14 protein-coding genes are annotated in these 12,961 nt (G+C 69.2%); 8 read left to right on the forward strand and 6 right to left on the reverse strand.

Annotated features, from left to right (window positions below; all coding sequences use genetic code 11):
* Positions 1-8: 8 nt before the first annotated feature.
* Both VF612_RS08180 and VF612_RS08185 read right to left on the reverse strand, forming a co-directional pair.
* The gene (locus VF612_RS08180; protein ID WP_408659364.1) at positions 9-941 is read right to left on the reverse strand and encodes an SDR family NAD(P)-dependent oxidoreductase; all 933 of its coding nucleotides are present in this window, start codon (positions 939-941) and stop codon (positions 9-11) included.
* Positions 938-2,122 (reverse strand): zinc-dependent alcohol dehydrogenase, encoded by a 1,185-nt coding sequence (locus tag VF612_RS08185; RefSeq protein WP_408659365.1) that lies wholly within the window; start codon positions 2,120-2,122, stop codon positions 938-940. Before VF612_RS08185 ends, VF612_RS08180 begins: the two co-directional genes overlap by 4 nt.
* Before the next feature lie 275 nt (positions 2,123-2,397).
* Between VF612_RS08185 and VF612_RS08190 the strand changes: the two genes are divergently transcribed.
* Positions 2,398-4,146, forward strand: coding sequence for a phytoene desaturase family protein (locus VF612_RS08190; protein WP_408659395.1), 1,749 nt, complete (start codon positions 2,398-2,400; stop codon positions 4,144-4,146).
* Here VF612_RS08190 and VF612_RS08195 read toward each other — a convergent pair.
* The gene (locus VF612_RS08195; RefSeq protein ID WP_408659366.1) at positions 4,143-4,985 is read right to left on the reverse strand and encodes an MBL fold metallo-hydrolase; all 843 of its coding nucleotides are present in this window, start codon (positions 4,983-4,985) and stop codon (positions 4,143-4,145) included. The genes VF612_RS08190 and VF612_RS08195 overlap by 4 nt on opposite strands.
* A 237-nt stretch (positions 4,986-5,222) precedes the next feature.
* Here VF612_RS08195 and VF612_RS08200 point away from each other — a divergent pair, with 237 nt between their 5' ends.
* The 4 genes from VF612_RS08200 to VF612_RS08215 all read left to right on the forward strand — a co-directional run bounded on the left by VF612_RS08200 (position 5,223) and on the right by VF612_RS08215 (position 6,930).
* Positions 5,223-6,062, forward strand: a complete 840-nt coding sequence (locus tag VF612_RS08200) for an SDR family oxidoreductase (protein ID WP_408659367.1) — start codon at positions 5,223-5,225, stop codon at positions 6,060-6,062.
* Between the two features lie 268 nt (positions 6,063-6,330).
* Positions 6,331-6,528: a hypothetical protein gene (locus VF612_RS08205; RefSeq protein ID WP_408659368.1), complete on the forward strand. Its 198-nt coding sequence runs from the start codon at positions 6,331-6,333 to the stop codon at positions 6,526-6,528.
* Positions 6,529-6,553: 25 nt separating this feature from the next.
* On the forward strand, positions 6,554-6,748 hold the full coding sequence (locus tag VF612_RS08210; RefSeq protein ID WP_408659369.1) for a hypothetical protein: 195 nt from the start codon (positions 6,554-6,556) through the stop codon (positions 6,746-6,748).
* Positions 6,748-6,930, forward strand: coding sequence for a hypothetical protein (locus VF612_RS08215; RefSeq protein ID WP_408659370.1), 183 nt, complete (start codon positions 6,748-6,750; stop codon positions 6,928-6,930). Before VF612_RS08210 ends, VF612_RS08215 begins: the two co-directional genes overlap by 1 nt.
* Before the next feature lie 70 nt (positions 6,931-7,000).
* Here VF612_RS08215 and VF612_RS08220 read toward each other — a convergent pair whose 3' ends face one another.
* From VF612_RS08220 to VF612_RS08230, 3 genes are all read right to left on the reverse strand, one after another.
* Positions 7,001-7,828, reverse strand: coding sequence for a carbohydrate ABC transporter permease (locus VF612_RS08220; protein ID WP_408659396.1), 828 nt, complete (start codon positions 7,826-7,828; stop codon positions 7,001-7,003).
* 94 nt (positions 7,829-7,922) lie between these two features.
* Positions 7,923-8,894 (reverse strand): carbohydrate ABC transporter permease, encoded by a 972-nt coding sequence (locus tag VF612_RS08225; RefSeq protein WP_408659371.1) that lies wholly within the window; start codon positions 8,892-8,894, stop codon positions 7,923-7,925.
* Positions 8,895-8,907: 13 nt separating this feature from the next.
* Positions 8,908-10,263 (reverse strand): extracellular solute-binding protein, encoded by a 1,356-nt coding sequence (locus VF612_RS08230; protein WP_408659372.1) that lies wholly within the window; start codon positions 10,261-10,263, stop codon positions 8,908-8,910.
* A 411-nt stretch (positions 10,264-10,674) separates the two neighbouring features.
* On the opposite strand from VF612_RS08230, the gene VF612_RS08235 reads away from it, so the two are divergent.
* From VF612_RS08235 to VF612_RS08245, 3 genes are read left to right on the forward strand one after another with little or no spacing between them, the layout of a single operon-like run.
* Positions 10,675-11,451 (forward strand): hypothetical protein, encoded by a 777-nt coding sequence (locus VF612_RS08235; RefSeq protein ID WP_408659373.1) that lies wholly within the window; start codon positions 10,675-10,677, stop codon positions 11,449-11,451.
* A gap of 25 nt (positions 11,452-11,476) precedes the next feature.
* Positions 11,477-12,304: a class F sortase gene (locus VF612_RS08240; RefSeq protein ID WP_408659374.1), complete on the forward strand. Its 828-nt coding sequence runs from the start codon at positions 11,477-11,479 to the stop codon at positions 12,302-12,304.
* A 35-nt stretch (positions 12,305-12,339) separates the two neighbouring features.
* Positions 12,340-12,960 (forward strand): hypothetical protein, encoded by a 621-nt coding sequence (locus VF612_RS08245; protein ID WP_408659375.1) that lies wholly within the window; start codon positions 12,340-12,342, stop codon positions 12,958-12,960.
* Position 12,961: the final 1 nt, after the last annotated feature.

Below are 12,961 nucleotides of genomic sequence, written 5' to 3' on the forward strand. Positions count from 1 at the left end.
TACACGCGTCAGCGGTGTGGCACGCCCAGCGGGCCGGGCCATCGGCCGTGCTCGGCCTCCCCGCCGGGCAGGGGCTGCAGCACGTTGCCGGCAGAGGGCTCGGTGCCCGGCTGCCTGGTCAGCGAGGCCAGGTGCAGCAGCGGCGTCACCAGCGCGTCATAGACCTTGGGCAACAGCCGGAACCCCGCGACGATCAGCGGATTCGCCGGGCCCACCGACACCCTGGCCCGGCGCCGGTCCACGCAGCTCAGGATCGCTCGGGCGACCTTCTCCGGTGAGTCCACCGGCGCCGGCGGCCGTGCCGAGCGGCCGGTGACATTGGCCGCCTGGGAGTAGATCGGGGTGTTGACGCCACCCGGCGACACCGAGCTGACCAGGATCTCCCGCTCGTCCCGGGTCTCCAGCTGCAGCACCCGAAGCAGCCCGGCCTGGCCCCACTTGGCCACCACGTAGGCGCCCATCTCCGGGGCGGCGATCGCGCCGAGCAGCGAATTCACCACCACCAGATGACCGCGGCGCTGGGACCGGAACACCCCCAGCGTCGCGCGGGCCACGAAGAAGGTGCCCTGGATCGCGGTGTCCACCACCGCGGTGAAGATCTCCGGAGGCAGCTCCTCGATGGCGCCGTAGGCCATCACGGTGGCCGAGTGCACCACCACGTCCACCCGGCCGTGCGCCGCGACGGCGGTGTCGATCAGGTTCTGCGCCGACCGCTCCTCCGCGACGTCGGTGACGACCACCAACGCGCCGCCGGCGCCCTCTGCCAGGCATTGCGCGGCAACCGCCGCGAGCCGGTCGGCGCTGCGCGAGGCGAGCACCAGCCGCGCGCCGCGCGCCGCGAACGCCCGTGCGGTGGACAGGCCGATCCCGCTGGAGGCGCCGGTCACCACCACGACGGGCGGCTGGGCATCGCCGGTCACCGCTCGGGCATCGGCGCTCACGGCTGCAGCACCACCTTGATGCACCCGTCGTCCTTGTTGCGGAACATCTCATAACCGGAAGGCGCCTCGGCCAGCGGCAGCCGATGGGTGACCAGGTCGAGCACCCCGAGCGGATCGGCCGGGTCCATGGCCGCGGCCAGCGCCTGGTCGCTCCACATGCGCACGTTGGCCTGGCCCATCCGCAGCTGGACCTGCCGGTCGAACATCTCCATCATCGGCATCGGGTCGATCTCGCCGCCGTAGACACCGCTGACCGACACGGTGCCGCCACGGCGGACGCCCTTGACCGCGGCATGCAGGGCATCCATCCGGTCCACCGCGAACTTGTCGGTGATCCGCTGGGCGATGGCGTCGGGCAGCAACCCGGTCGCCTTCTGGGCCAGGGCGACCGGCCGGTTGCCGTGCGCCTCCATGCCCACCGCGTCGATGACCGCGTCCGGGCCCCTGCCGTCGACCAGCTCGATCAGGCTGGCAGCGACGTCGCCCACCGCCTGGAAGTCCAGCGGCTCGGCGCCGTAGCGGGCGGCCAGCGCCAGCCGCTCGGGAACCGTGTCGACGCCGATCACCCGTTCGGCCCCGAGGTGCTTGGCGATCCGGACGGCGAACTGGCCGACCGGTCCGAGGCCCAGCACGGCCACCGAGCTGCCGGGTTGCACGTCGGCGTACGCGACCGCCTGCCAGGCGGTGGGCAGGATGTCGGACAGGAACAGGAACTGCTCGTCCGGAGTGCCGTGCGGAACCTTGATCGGGCCGAAGTGCGCCTGCGGGACCCGCAGGTACTCGGCCTGGCCGCCGGGCACCGAGCCGTAGAGCGAGGTGTAGCCGAACAGCGCCGCGCCCTTGCCCTCCGATCTCACCTGGGTCGTCTCGCACTGGGAGTACAGGCCCCGCGAGCACATCCAGCAGAAGCCACAGGAGATGTTGAACGGCACCACGACCCGGTCACCCGGCTGCAGGTTGCTGACGTCGGAGCCCACCTCCTCGACGATGCCCATCGCCTCGTGCCCGAGCACGTCACCCGCCTTGAGGTAGGGGCCCAGCACGCCGTAGAGATGCAGGTCCGAGCCGCAGATCGCGGTAGAGGTCACCCGCACGATCGCATCGGTCGGCTCCAGGATCCGCGGATCCGGCACGTCGACGACTTCGACGTTGAGATTTCCTTGCCAGGTAAGAGCTTTCATGATCTTCGCCCGCTCCTCGGTGGGTCTGCGCGGCAAGCGCCGCGAGGGATTCCTGGCGGCGCGCTGCCCGCGCGGCCAGAGGTCACCGGGGCGCTGAGCGGCCGAACTGGGCTCTGCAGTCGGCGGCCGGCGAGTGGCGCCCGGTGCTCGCTGCTGTTCAGCGGGGATGCAAGCCAGTTAATCACGCTGACACGCGGTACGGTCGAGCTGAGGCTGAGCGAGCATCGACCGGCGGACGAGGGAGGAGCGCAGTGAAGTTGCGGCACATGCAGCCGATGCAGGCAACGAGCCAGGCTCAACGCGCCGGCGGCGCCCGTTCCGACGATGCCCCCGACGCGGTGGTGATCGGCGCCGGTCACAACGGGCTGGTGGCGGCCAACCTGCTCGCCGACCAGGGCTGGGACGTGGTCGTCTGCGAGGCGACTCCGCAGCTGGGCGGCGCGGTCCGATCGGCCGAGGTCACCAGCCCGGGCTACCTCTCGGATCTCTTCAGCGCGTTCTACCCGCTGTCGGCGGCCTCGCCGGTGCTGCGCGCGCTGGAGCTGGACCGGTACGGCCTGCACTGGACGCACTCACCCAGCGTGCTGGCACACGTCTTTCCCGATGACCGGTGCGCGGTGCTCTCCCGTGACCTGGACCAGACCGCAGCCTCGGTCGAGGAGTTCGCAGCCGGTGACGGCGCGGCCTGGCGGGCCATGGCCGAGCAGTGGGAGAGCATCCGACAACCGCTGATCGACGCCCTGTTCACCCCGCTGCCCGCGCTCGGCCCGGCCCTGCGGCTGCTGGGCGGCCTGGGCGGCGCGGGCGCCCTGCGGATGGCGAGGATGGCGCTGCTGCCGGTCCGCCGGCTCGGCGAGGAACGGTTCAACGGAGCGGGCGCGCCGATCCTGCTGGCCGGCAACGCCCTGCACGCCGACCTGCCGCCCGAAGGCGCCGGCAGCGCCATCTACGGCTGGCTGCTGGCGATGCTGGGGCAGAGCTACGGCTTCCCGGTTCCGGTCGGGGGCGCCGGCATGCTGACCCAGTCCCTGGCGAACCGGCTCGCCGCCGGCGGCGGGACGCTGCGGCTGTCCAGCCCGGTCGAGTCGATCGAGATCTCCGACGGCGCCGCGGTGGCCGTCCGGCTGGCCTCCGGCGAGCGGATCCGGGCCCGGCGCGCGGTGCTGGCCGACGTGACCGCTCCGGCGCTGTACCGGGATCTGGTGGGTGAGGCGAACCTGCCGGCCGGCTTCGTCGCCGACCTGGACAACTTCCAGTGGGACAGCCCGACCTTGAAGATCGATTGGGCGGTGCGGTCCAAGGTGCCCTGGACGGCGGCCGGCGCCCGGGGCGCCGGAACCGTCCATCTGGGGGTCGACCTGGACGGGCTGACCCGGTACGCGGCGGACCTGGCCACCCGGCAGATCCCGCGGCAGCCCTTCCTGCTGTTCGGCCAGATGACCACCGCAGACCCCAGCCGCTCCCCGGCGGGCACCGAGTCGGCCTGGGCCTACACGCACCTGCCGCCGGGCGTCGAGTTCAGCGACGAGGCCATCGCCGAGCACGTCGACCGGGTCGAGGCCACTGTCGAGCGGCACGCGCCCGGCTTCGCCGACCTGGTGGCAGGCCGCTACGTCCAGTCCCCGCTCAGGCTGGAGCAGGAGAATCCCTCGCTGGTGCACGGCGCGGTGAACGGCGGCACGGCGCAGCTGCACCAGCAGCTGGTGTTCCGGCCGGTACCGGGCTTCGGCGGTGCGAGCACCCCGATCGACCGGCTGTTCCTCAGCGGCTCGTCGGCCCACCCCGGCGGTGGCGTGCACGGCGCGCCCGGCTCCAACGCCGCCCGGGCCGCGCTGGCCCGCAACGGCCTGCTCGGCGGCGGACGGCGCAAGGCATCGGAGCTGGTGATGGGCCGGCTGTATCGCGGATCCGCCGGCGAGCGGCACGCTGTGGACGGCGGATCCTCCGGCGAGCGGCACGCTGTGGACGGCGGATCCGCCGGCGAGTCGCGAGCCCTGGCCGGCGAGCCAGGATCGCTGAGCTAGGTGCGTTCCGGCCCGGTCAGGCTGACCGTGTCTCCCCGGTCGACGAATCGCACCAGGTCAGCCAGCCCGCGCCGTTCTACCTCGGCACGGAAATCCGACAGCGGTGACTTGAACAACCCGTAGTCGTCGTAGTGCACCGGGATCGCCAACCGTGGCTTGAGCAGTTCCAGCAGGTCCGCGCCCTGGACGGCGTCCATGGTGACCATCAGCCCGCCCGGAAGCCGGGTGCCGCCCAGATGCAGCACCGCGGCGTCGAGCGCCGGGTACCGCACCGGGATCTCGCGCAGGTCATCGACGAACAGGGTGTCGCCGGTCAGGTACATCCGCAGCTCGACCGGCCGGGAGATCGAGCCGAACTCCAGCAGGCTGCCCATCACCGGTGGCAGCACCCGACGCAGCAGCCCGGGGGCGTGCCGGCCCGGCATCGAGGTGATGCGCAGCCGGGTGTTGCCCTTGACCAGCTCGTGGCTGCCCCAGGTGCGCAGCCCGATGGCGCGGCTGAAACCCCGCAGCTGCAGCCGCTTGGAGGCGTGCGTGGTGGTGATGACCGGCAGCTGGTGATCCAGGCCGCGATGGGCCTGCCGGTCCCAGTGGTCACCATGCAGGTGTGACAGCACGATCAGGTCCAGCTCCGGCAGCTGCTCCGGAGTCAGGGCGGGCTCGGTGAGCCGCTTGGCGGTCAGGCCGTAGCCCAGGTACGCCCGCTGGCCCTGGTGCAGGAAGTTCGGATCGGTGAGCACGGTCAGCTCGCCGTAGCGGATCAGGGTGGTGGCGGTGCCGATGAACAGCAGCGAGCCGGTGTCCCCGGCGGCCGCGTCGAAGGGTGCTGGATGGGTCATCTACGCCTCGATCCGTACGCCCATGACGAGCGCGCTGAAGGCAGCTGCGGGTCCAACCGATCCGAACCTATCGGCTGTGCTGCTGGGCGTCCAGCAAGGCGCTGGCCCGGTTACGGTGGCCGCCGCGGCGAGATCGGCCGCGGCGGCCACCGGTCGCTTTGGCGGAGGCAACCCCTCTTCGGTATGGTCGAATTTCGGCTGGACAGCAGCCTTATCCATGCATTCAGCGAGGCACAGATGAACCAGCCCGAGCAGCAGCAGGACACACCCGGCACCCAGGCAGAGATGACCCCTCGCCCCGACTGCGGCGAGGAGAGCTACCGGGGTTCCGGTCGCCTCACCGGCAAGGCGGCCGTGATCACCGGCGGCGACAGCGGGATCGGCCGGGCGGCAGCCATCGCCTACGCCCGCGAAGGCGCCGACGTGCTCATCGCGTACCTCAGCGAGGACGACGACGCCAAGGACACCGCGCGCTATGTCGAGGAAGCCGGCCGCAAAGCCGTTCTGATGAAGGGCGACCTCTCCGACCCCCAGCACTGCCGCGACATCATCGCCAAGGCGGTGAGCGAGTTCGGCAGGATCGATGTGCTGGTCAGCAATGCCGCGTTCCAGATGACGCACGACACGCTCGAGGAGGTCCCGGACGACGAGTGGGACTACACCTTCGCCACCAACATCACCGCGATGTTCCACCTGTGCAAGGCCGCCGTGCCGCACATGAAGCCGGGCGCCAGCATCATCGGCAGCTCATCGGTCAACTCCGACATGCCGTCCCCCTCCCTGGCGCCGTACGCGGCGACCAAGGCAGCGATCGCCAACTTCTGCGCGAGCCTGGCCCAGATGTACGGCGAGCGCGGCATCCGGGTCAACAGCGTGGCCCCTGGGCCCGTCTGGACGCCGTTGATCCCGGCCACCATGCCTCCGGAGAAGGTCAGCGAGTTCGGCAGCCAGGTGCCCCTCGGCCGGGCTGGGCAGCCCGTCGAGCTGGCTCCGGTCTACGTCCTGCTGGCCTCGGACGAGGGCAGCTACATCTCCGGCGCCCGGATCGCGGTCACCGGCGGCAATCCGATCCTGTGACGCAGGCCTGGGCCACCTGGGTGTGTGGCCCAGGTTGGATTCAGCGGGCGGTGTAGCCGAACGGGTTGCGGGCGGCGGGGCAGAGCGCTTAGCGTCGGCAGTGCCGGGTGCTCAGCGCCTGTGCCTGGCTGAACCGTCAGCTGCCCGCCCGCTAGCCACGCATCCGTGGAGCCGAGGCACACACCATCGCCCGTAGCGCACGTCCGCGCTTGCGCGGTGCCCCACCGGGCCACCGCCGTACCGCTTTTCGACGAGGGGACCACGCCAGGTGAACATCGACAAGAACCAGATCGTCCAGCTGTTGCGAGAGCAGGGCCACCCGCAGGCCGACCAGGCCGAGCAGGAGCTGCCCGACCAGGTCGACACCGAGCAGCACGGCAACCTGCTGTCGAAGTTCGGCATCAACCCGCAGGACCTGCTGGGCAAGCTCGGCGGTGGCGGCGGTCTGGGAAACTTGCTCGGATAGCACTCGACCAAGAGGAGATCACGAGATGACCGATCCAGACCTGTCGGACATGCCTTCCACCGACGGCGTCCCGGCCACCGAGGCGCCGGTGGTGGCCGGTGCCGGTGAGACCTTCGACGACCTGGACAGCACGACCCCGCTGTCGGCCGACGGCGGGCCCACCCAGCCAGGCGGTCAGGACACGGACAGCTCCACCGACGAGGACGGGGGCGGCGGCTGATGTCCGCAGCTCAGGTGCCCGAGAACTTCTGGCTGCTGGCAGATCCGTCCCAAGAGGTGCTGATCGATGGCCGGCCGGCGTTCAGCCAGCTGGCGCCCGTGCCGCTGAGCCAGATCAGTGGCGATCCCATGTCGTCCGCAGAGCTGCGCCTGGCAGACGCCGACCTCCACTCGGAGCGTTAGCAGGCACGTCGCCCGGTTGAGCGAGAAAGCCGGGGTTTCCCAGTGTGACCGAAGGGCTGAGCCGTATGGCTCAGCCCTTTCGGCCGCCCTGGCTGGCTATGCCGTCCATGATGTGACGCTGCGCCAGGGCGAACAGCGCGATCAGCGGGACGGTGGCGATCAGGCTGGCGGCCATGATGATCTCCCAGTGCTGCTCGCCGCCGTTGCCGAAGGTGTCGATCACCGCCTTGAGGCCGCGGGGCAACGTGAACAGGTTGGGGTCCTGCAGGTAGATCAGCGGCCTGAGCAGGTCGGTCCAACTCGCCTGGATCTCGAAGACCAGCACCACGATCAGCGCCGGACGCGACAGCGGAAGGGCGATCCGCCAGAACAGGCCGAAGAAGCTGCACCCGTCGACCCGGGCCGCCTCGAAGTACTCCCGGGGCACGCCCAGGAAGAACTGGCGCAGCAGGAAGATGTAGAACGCCGACCCGAACAGGTTCTGCCCCCACAGCGGAACCTGGGTACCGGTGAGGCCGACGCGATGCCAGATCAGGTAGACCGGGATCATCGTCGCCGCGCCGGGCAACATCATGGTCGCGAGCACCAGCCCGAACAGCACGTTGCGCAGCGGGAACCGGAAGTAGGCGAAGCCGAACGCCACCAGGGCGCTGCTCAAGGTGACCGTGACGGCGGCGGTCAGGGCAACCACCACGCTGTTGCTGATCCACTGCAGGACCGGGGCGTAATTCCAGACGTCGGTGTAGTTGGCCCACCGCCACGTGTGCGGCAGCAGCGAGTTGTCGAAGACCTCGGTCCGGGGTTTCAACGACGCGCTGATCAGCCACACGAACGGGTACAGGAACAGCACGCTGGCGAACAGCAGCAGGGCCAGGTACGGCAGCCGGCGGAGGGTCAGCCGGCCGCGGGGCAGGGTGCGTGCTGACGGAGTGGCACGCTCTGCCGCCTCGGGCTCGAGGCCCGCGTTCTGCAGGGGTCGGATGGCGGGCATCTCAGCGCTCCCCCTCGTAGTACACGAAGCGTTTGCTCAACCGGACCTGCACGGCCGTGATCAGGATGATGATCCCGAACAGCAGCCAGGCCAACGCCGAGGCATACCCCATGTGCAGCACGCCGAAAGCCTGCTGGAACAAATAGATCACGTAGAACAGCGCGGCGTCGTTGGCATACGTGCTGTTCTGCTGGCCACCGAAGAACATGGTGTACGCCTGGTCGAACATCTGCAGCGAATGGATCGTCAGCACGATCATGGTGAAGAACAGCGCGCCGCTGATCATCGGCAGGGTGATCCGGCGGAACCTGGCGATGCTGCCGGCGCCGTCCAGTTGCGCTGCCTCGTAGAGGTCCTTGGGCACCTGTTGCAGCGCGGCAAGGTAGATCACGACGGTGCCGCCCAACCCCCACAGCATCGTCAGGGCCAGTCCGGGCTTGATCCAGGAGCTGTCGGTGGTCCAGCTCGGGCCGTGCACCCCGATCAGCGCCAGGCTGCGGTTGATCAGCCCCTTCTGGCCGTTGAGCAGCAGCAGGAACAGGGCGGCCGCGGCGACCGTCGGGGTCATCACCGGCAGGTAGAAGACGGTGCGGAAGAACCCGGCCGCCCGGCCCACCCGGTTGAGCACCATGGCCAGCGCGAGCGCCACCGCCATCGCCGCCGGCACGTACATCACCGCATAGATAAGGGTGTTCCGCAGCGCCAGGGCCACCTTCGGATCCTGCAACAGCTGTCGGTAGTTCTCGCCGCCGACGTAGTTCGGGGCGTTGATCTGGTCATAGTCGGTGAAGGACAGGTACAGGCTGATCACCATCGGCGCCGCGGTGAACACCACGAAGCCGATGATCCACGGGGACAGGAACCCGTACGCCGCTCGGATCTCCCCGCGATTGCGCCGGGGCTTGCCCGGCGGCCGGTCCGCCGCGGGCAGCGCCGGGCTCTCGGCCGGCCGGGCCGGAAACGTCCTGGTCATCCGGTCACCGCCGTCACTTGACCGCTGAATATGCCTTGGCCGCCTCGGACTGGGCCTGCTTCAGAGCCTGCTCCGGACCCTGCTGGCCGGCGAGCACCCGGTTCACGGCGTCGGTCCAGGCCGTCTTGATCTCGCTGCCGGCCTTGGAGGGGTTGATCGCGAAGGCGCTCTCGGTGGAGGCGTAGTAGTTGTTGATCGCCTGGTCGAAGCCTGGTCGGCCGCTCGGCTTGACGTACTTGTCATGGACCTGGTGGTCGGCCTCGGTGTTGGCCGTCCACAGCCCGGTGAAGATCGACTTGTTCTTCTCCACGGTCTTGGCACGCGCCGCGCCGGCCTGCAGCCAGGTGTCGGTGGCCGTCATGGCCTTCATCCACTGGACGGCGGCCTTGGTGTTCTTGGCCCCCTTGGGGATGGCCCACGCGCTGCCGTCGCAGAAGCTGGTGGGATTGCCCTGCCGATCGGTGAACTGCACCGACTGCAGATCGAGGTTCGGTGAGGACTGGACCAGCACGTTGACGTACCAGCCCTCCCACGGGAAGGCCACTGCCTGGTTCTTCACGAATTCGTTGCCGGATCCGAAGATGTCCCAGGTGTCGCGGAACGCCTTGAACTTCGACCAGCCGCCCTGCTCCTGGATGAGGCTGTAGGCGAAGGTCAACGCCTCGATGATCTTGGGATCGTCGAGGTTCGGCGAGCCGTCCTCGTTGACCAGGTCGGCGCCGTTGCCCTTGGCCCACAACGGCAGGAACTCCGGCAGCTTGGGATCGAACCCGATCCGGCTGATCTTCGAACCCGACGCCCGGAAGAGCTTCGCGGCATTGGCGTGCAGCTTGTTCCAGTCCGTGGTGGACAGATCCTGCGGGCTCATGCCGGCCTCGCGCAACGCCTTGCCGTTGATCAGGATGTTCCGGGTGTTGTAGAACTCCGGTATCCCGTAGACCTTGTCGTCCACGGTGACCTGCTTCAGGGCCGGCTTGCGATACTGCCCGGTGTCGATGTCGACGTCGGAGATCAGGTCGTCCAGCGGCTGCAACGCTCCCTTGGCGGCGTAGGTGCCGATCAGGCCTCGCTCCAGGTACACCAGGTCAGTCGGGTTTCCGCTGGCTACCGACGACAGGAACTGCTGCGGATCGAAGTCGCCCTCGTTGATGCGGACGGTGACCTGAGGGTAGGCCTTCTTGAACGCATCGATCCTGGCCTGGCCCACGTCATCGGGTTTGCCGAACCCTTGCGTGGTCACCGAGCTGGCGCCGCCACTGCTGCTGCTGCCGCTCTTGCTGCCGCCGCTCTTGACACCGCCACATCCGGCGAGCGTGAGAGCGGCCACGCCGCTGGCCCCGAAGAGAAACGATCGACGATCTATGGTCATTACTCACACACTCCCTGAACACTGCAGCTGGACGCGGACAGCTTTACTCCTGGTTGAGCTGGCTCGAAAGTAGCGCACAAACTTCGAGTGGCAAACCATTGCTACCCGGGCACTCCCATGCAGACAGTGTCTGCGGCGAACCTCGAGTCCGCCTCGGTGGGAGGCATCGGTTCCGAAGATACGGACACCTGGCCATTCCGATCCCGCACCGCACCTGAGCCCTTTGCGGCAATGCATAGGCAATACGCCTACCACGATCGCCCACGCGGAAGGTCCGCCGAGCGCCATGGAACAGCCGTTCCGGATTTCTTTCGAGTGGAGGCAATCCGGCCTGGCGAGGGCAGCGAATCACTGGCACGTCCCACCCATCGCCGGGCAACTCCGCCTGGCTGGCGTCCGGAGGAATATCGTATGAAGAAGTCCCTGCTCCTATTGGCACCGGCGGTCGCCTTGGGCGCCGCAGCCCTCGCGATGCCGGGTGCGGCCTCAGCCGCCGGCAGCAACCACTACCAGGCGGATCTGAACGCGCTGAACAACTCCTCGGCGTCCGGCTCCCTGATGATCTCGCTGAACGGCTCGAAGGCGACCATCACCGAGAACGTCTCGGGCCTGGCCGACAAGTTCGGCGGCAATCCCTACCCGCACGTGCAGCACATCCACATCGGCGCCAGGGGCGAGTGCCCGACCACCGCCGCTGACAAGGACGGCGACGGTGTCATCAGCACCACCGAGGGCGCTCCGAGCTACGGCGCCATCGGCACGACCCTGTCCACCTCGGGCGACAGCAGCCCGGCAGCCGGAACCACCCTGACCGTCGCCCCGTCGGGCGCCTCGTTCAACTACTCCCGCACGATCACGCTGGACTCCAAGACGCTGGCCGCGCTCGCTGACGGCACCGCGGTGGTCGTGGTACACGGGCTGGACCCGGCCACCCTGAGCCAGAAGGCACAGGCCGCGAAGAGCGACCTGGTCCCGTCGCTGCCGCTGGCCGCTACCTCGCCGGCGCTGTGCGGAACGCTCGTCGCCTCGCAGATGGGCTCAATGCCTGGCGGCGGTTCTGACACCGGTGGTGGCAGCACCTCCGGCATCGAGGACCAGGCAGTGCTCGGTTTCGGGGGGGCTCTACTCGCGGCCGGTCTCGGCGCCGGTGCGCTGGCGATGCGTCGCCGGACCGCGTCCGAGAGCTGACCGAGCACTCCGACAGCGATATCTGATGCCTGGTATCGCAGCCCACGCCCGTCGCGGCAGGTTGACCGCTGCCGCGGCGGGCGTGCTCGTGCTGGCCGGAGTTCTGCTGCTGGTGGTGGGCCTGCGCGCCCAGCGTCAGCCGCCGCAACCACCCGCCGCAGCAGCCATTCCCTACGCCAGCTCGCAACCCAGCTCCTCACAGCCCGGCCCCTCGCAGCCCAGCTCCTCACAGCCCGGCCCCTCGCAGCTCAGCTCCTCGCAGCCCGGCGCGTCACAGCGCAGTTCCTCGCAGCGAAGCTCGTCGCAGCCGGTCGTACAGCCACCTCCCCGGACGGGTGCCAGCGGATCGCCGTCCACGGCCAAGCCGGCCACCGGCCTGGTGCTGGGCAGGTCGGCGCCGATCCGGCTGGAGGTACCCCAGCTCGACATCAGCTCCGATCTGCTGCAGCTGGGTCTCAACGCCGATCAGAGCCTGCAAGTGCCGCCGTTGGGCAAGAACTCGCCCGCCGGTTGGTACAAGTACTCCCCTACCCCGGGTCAGCTGGGGCCCTCGGTCCTGCTCGGCCATGTGGATTCCGCCGAGTACGGGCCGGGCGTCTTCTTCAAACTCGGCGCGCTCCGGCCGGGCAGCACGGTGAGGGTCACCCGGGCCGATCGAACTGCGGCGGTGTTCCGGGTGGACCGGGTGGTGTCCTACTCCAAGGACAACTTCCCCACCCTCGAGGTATACGGCAACACCGATAGCGCGCAGCTGCGGCTCATCACCTGCGGCGGCGAGTTCGATCCCGACTCGGGCCATTACGAGAGCAACATCGTCGCCTTCGCCACCCTTGTATCCAGCCACCCGGCCTAGCCGCGCTGGCACCCGGAAGAATCGAGCACCCCCTTATGAAGACACGGCAACTGCTTGTCGGCCTGAGCGGCCTGGCGCTGCTGCTGACCGGCTGCGCGTCCGGTGCGGACTCCGGCACGGCAGCCGCAGGCGGCACGACCGTGGCGCCGGGGCACAGCATGGCCGGCATGTCGATGCCGCCGGGGCACAGCATGGCCGGCATGTCCGTGGCGCCGGCCCGCAGCGAACCGTCCGAGGCCGCGAAGATGATCTGCTCCGACGACATCCGCGGCCAGGTCCGGACGGTGCTGGGACTGACCGCGCCGGCGCCGGTGCGATCAAGCTGGCAGAACCTGCTCTACACGTGTACCTACACCCTTCCGATGGGCACGATGGTGCTGTCGGTCCAGGAGTCAGCCAGCAAACCGGCCGCCGCGGACTACTTCCGCAGCCTGCGCAGCCGCCTGGGCAGCACCGAGCCGTTGCTGGGACTGGGTGAACAGGCCTACGCGACAAAGACCGGAATCGCCGTCGTGCTCAAGGACAACATGACCCTGCGGGTCGATACCACCGATCTGCCGGCCGTGTTCGGCAGCCAGCAGCAACGGCGCACCGACCTCGCCTACGAGATCGCCTCGGCCGTCCTGGGCTGCTGGACCGGAGACGCCCACGAGTAGG

Origin of the sequence: Jatrophihabitans sp., from assembly GCF_036388195.1 — a bacterium.
Taxonomy (GTDB): Bacteria; Actinomycetota; Actinomycetes; order Mycobacteriales; family Jatrophihabitantaceae; genus Jatrophihabitans_A.

Bases quoted from the DNA above. Each gene is read 5' to 3' on its own strand.
- VF612_RS08225 (WP_408659371.1), bottom strand. From the start codon at position 8,894: ATGACCAGGACGTTTCCGGCCCGGCCGGCCGAGAGCCCGGCGCTGCCC.
- VF612_RS08245 (WP_408659375.1), top strand. From the start codon at position 12,340: ATGAAGACACGGCAACTGCTTGTCGGCCTGAGCGGCCTGGCGCTGCTG.
- VF612_RS08215 (WP_408659370.1), top strand. From the start codon at position 6,748: ATGTCCGCAGCTCAGGTGCCCGAGAACTTCTGGCTGCTGGCAGATCCG.
- VF612_RS08190 (WP_408659395.1), top strand. From the start codon at position 2,398: ATGCAGGCAACGAGCCAGGCTCAACGCGCCGGCGGCGCCCGTTCCGAC.
- VF612_RS08235 (WP_408659373.1), top strand. From the start codon at position 10,675: ATGAAGAAGTCCCTGCTCCTATTGGCACCGGCGGTCGCCTTGGGCGCC.
- VF612_RS08185 (WP_408659365.1), bottom strand. From the start codon at position 2,122: ATGAAAGCTCTTACCTGGCAAGGAAATCTCAACGTCGAAGTCGTCGAC.
- VF612_RS08240 (WP_408659374.1), top strand. From the start codon at position 11,477: ATGCCTGGTATCGCAGCCCACGCCCGTCGCGGCAGGTTGACCGCTGCC.
- VF612_RS08230 (WP_408659372.1), bottom strand. From the start codon at position 10,263: ATGACCATAGATCGTCGATCGTTTCTCTTCGGGGCCAGCGGCGTGGCC.
- VF612_RS08210 (WP_408659369.1), top strand. From the start codon at position 6,554: ATGACCGATCCAGACCTGTCGGACATGCCTTCCACCGACGGCGTCCCG.
- VF612_RS08195 (WP_408659366.1), bottom strand. From the start codon at position 4,985: ATGACCCATCCAGCACCCTTCGACGCGGCCGCCGGGGACACCGGCTCG.
- VF612_RS08200 (WP_408659367.1), top strand. From the start codon at position 5,223: ATGAACCAGCCCGAGCAGCAGCAGGACACACCCGGCACCCAGGCAGAG.